Source organism: Psychrobacter sp. AOP7-B1-25 (assembly GCF_052376195.1).
GTDB lineage: Bacteria > Pseudomonadota > Gammaproteobacteria > Pseudomonadales > Moraxellaceae > Psychrobacter.
On record NZ_JBQSVK010000038.1, the window covers coordinates 1 to 2,628 of the forward strand.

4 protein-coding genes and 1 pseudogene are annotated in these 2,628 nt (G+C 41.0%); all 5 read right to left on the reverse strand.

The features are described from left to right. Nucleotides 1-413: pseudogene (locus ACT3QR_RS13850) on the reverse strand (protein rep); the annotation flags it as partial. A gap of 127 nt (nt 414-540) precedes the next feature. Continuing rightward, the gene (locus ACT3QR_RS13855) at nt 541-732 is read right to left on the reverse strand and encodes a hypothetical protein (RefSeq protein WP_444521868.1); all 192 of its coding nucleotides are present in this window, start codon (nt 730-732) and stop codon (nt 541-543) included. Next, the gene (locus ACT3QR_RS13860) at nt 725-1,024 is read right to left on the reverse strand and encodes a hypothetical protein (RefSeq protein ID WP_444521869.1); all 300 of its coding nucleotides are present in this window, start codon (nt 1,022-1,024) and stop codon (nt 725-727) included. Before ACT3QR_RS13860 ends, ACT3QR_RS13855 begins: the two co-directional genes overlap by 8 nt. Beyond that, the gene (locus tag ACT3QR_RS13865; RefSeq protein WP_444521870.1) at nt 1,024-1,449 is read right to left on the reverse strand and encodes a hypothetical protein; all 426 of its coding nucleotides are present in this window, start codon (nt 1,447-1,449) and stop codon (nt 1,024-1,026) included. The genes ACT3QR_RS13860 and ACT3QR_RS13865 overlap by 1 nt, the downstream gene beginning before the upstream one ends. Before the next feature lie 389 nt (nt 1,450-1,838). Then, the coding region (locus ACT3QR_RS13870; protein ID WP_444521871.1) for a protein rep at nt 1,839-2,628 on the reverse strand (790 nt) is incomplete at its 5' end.

Consider the following 2,628-nt stretch of genomic DNA (forward strand, 5'->3'; position numbering starts at 1 on the left):
AAGATATGAACCATCTTGTCATGGTAGGCAGTAGCTTGCTTACTTGCCCTGATAGCAGAGCAGAAAGGGCATAGCATATGCTTTTTGCAGGTTTTAAGCCCTGATAGCTTATATTTGTCTAACGTGTAGTAATGTTTGAATAGCAGATAATTAGCGCAGCCCGAAAGTAGATTAGCAAAATGCCCAAAGCGTTTTGCCATGAGTTCGCCCATTGGTGTATCCAACGACCTAGCTTCATCATATTGAGTAAATAACCAGTTAGACATATCCTTTGATTGCTGGCGCAAATGTCCAAATCGTGTTATTCTAGCCCTGTGTTTAGCATTGCTATCCACAGCTATATCCTGACCCTGTTCTGATGATTGCCCCGCCAAAAGCATCTCATCATTATGGGGTTTTTTATTGCCTTTCATTCCATAATCCTTAGTAAAGTGTCCCCACTTTAATTCCATAGTATCAAGTGAAAGAAAAACCGCCTATTCCTGCGTGACGTGCAAAAGGGTTTTGCCTACGTCCACGCTAGAAATGGCGGTGCTTGCGCTACTCTAGTCCAAGCTTTTTAAGTATGTCACGACCTTCTGATATATCAGCCAAGAGTTCATCTTTGAGCCTTTCCAACTCTTTCAGTTGTTTCTCATTACCTGCTATCGTTTCCTTAACAACTTTGGCTAATTCCTGTTTATCCATTGCTTCAAGCATAGATAAATCTGTGATGCTAGATAAATCAACCATGACTTAAACCTCTCACCTGTGGCTTAGAGCCTTTCTTAATGAAGTAGATTACTGTGCCCTTGCTTGGAGCGTAGACCCCAATGTCAACGGTCACGTCCTTACCTTTATGCGGTGTCCAGTCACTCAGGTTATCAACTTTCAAATCAACCAAGTCATGCTTAATATCACCATTAGGCAAGTCGAACTCACCTAATAGCTGTACCTTATGACGTGCTTCGTAGTCCTTACCGTCTTTGTCTTGTCCGCCTTCCTGTGTGAACGTGTTCACAACTTTTCCAGTCATCTGTAACATTATTCAACCCCTATTCTTTTAAGAAACTCATATTTGGTTAAACCAGATAAATAAGAGCGTAATTCATCATCTAGTGGTAATGATTTTAAAAACGCTGAACGCTGATCGGCTGCTGATTGTTCAAAATTAGTATCGCCAAATGCTTCAGCACGTCCACAGGCATATCCTGATATAGCATCAGCCATAAACTGTGTTATGGCGTAAGCAAACGCTTCATTACGAGTTAGCCCAAAAGAACGAATTACAGCGTCAAACACCTGTAATTGCTTCTCATGCAGTCTTATTGAAGTAGTTTTAAGATTAGGGTCTACAACTTCATTTTTCTTTACTGCTTCTTCAAATTCATCATGAGCGATGTATTGAAAAAGCCCGAATATGTTTTCTTTGCCGTCTGTGTTCATATCTGCATATGCTAGTGGGTTCATTTTTAATCCTTAGATAATTTTTAGTTAATTTAATCATATAATCTATAGTTAATCAACAGCTATTTGCTAATAGGTTATTAGTCTTATGCCTTGACGCTTACCCACAGCAAAAAGATGCTGTGCGCGCTACAGGCTACACAAGCAAACTATGACCGCTTCTATTCAAAAAGATGTTAACTGGAGGGCAGAGGGGCTGCTGCTAATAGCCAATTAGCTAAACAGCCAGAGCCATTAGGATTTTTCAGAGAAAAGAATTTTAGGGGTTAAGGGGTTTCCCCCTTACAAGCTGCCATAATGTAATGACGGCATATGCTTGCTCATTTTGTAATTCGTGCCTACGCCCTAGACCCATCATCGTCGATCGTCGGGGCTCCTCCTCCTCTTACAGGTCAGATGCTAGGGCACGGCTCACGCACTCGTGTCACTTCTCCCGTATTTTCATCAGTGACGACAATGTATGACGGCAACACTTCACCACTGGCATTATATTCTGCTAAAGCATCAGCTAAATTATCTATGGACACTTCACCCAATGGCACATCTTGCATAAACTCTACCGAGTAACCAGCTCCTTTCAGGAACTTATACAAAATCAACATGAAAGGCACATTATCGGCTATTACATCGTCCGTCATGGTATCAGGTACTTCAACACCCCTAAACAGCCCTATAGAGCCTTGTAAGCGTGTTAAGCGTCCTGTAGGTGATAAGGTTTCGTGAGCTATCCATATTTGATAGTGGGTTAATTCTGTGAACTTCATGGCGTATTTAAATACTTCCATAAAGCCATCGCTGTAATCTTCCTTCTGTTCCTTAACGTCCATAGTATCTACTTCCGCCTTGGAGGGTTTAACTCTACGAACATCAACGATAAAACTATCACCAGTGATAGCCTTCCATTCATCAGATAACTTGTCTTTGTCTATCCAATCATCAACAAGCAAAATCATATGTAGGTGAGGGTGCCACCCTTTACCATTATTTGTTATTTCATAGGCGTACACGATACCGTGAGCCTTACAAAACTCATTATAACCACGACCTTTTTTTAACCAGTCACGTCTACGACTTTGATAGGTCTTGAAAGAGTCTTTTAAATGATTAAATCGTTCTTTGAGGTCAGCGCCATTTTTGACAGTAAGTGTGACAAACACAGGTTTGAGGTTAGGGTTTTCTTTT

Coding starts and splice junctions, on each gene's coding strand:
- ACT3QR_RS13865 (WP_444521870.1), bottom strand. CDS start 1,449: ATGAACCCACTAGCATATGCAGATATGAACACAGACGGCAAAGAAAAC.
- ACT3QR_RS13860 (WP_444521869.1), bottom strand. CDS start 1,024: ATGTTACAGATGACTGGAAAAGTTGTGAACACGTTCACACAGGAAGGC.
- ACT3QR_RS13855 (WP_444521868.1), bottom strand. CDS start 732: ATGGTTGATTTATCTAGCATCACAGATTTATCTATGCTTGAAGCAATG.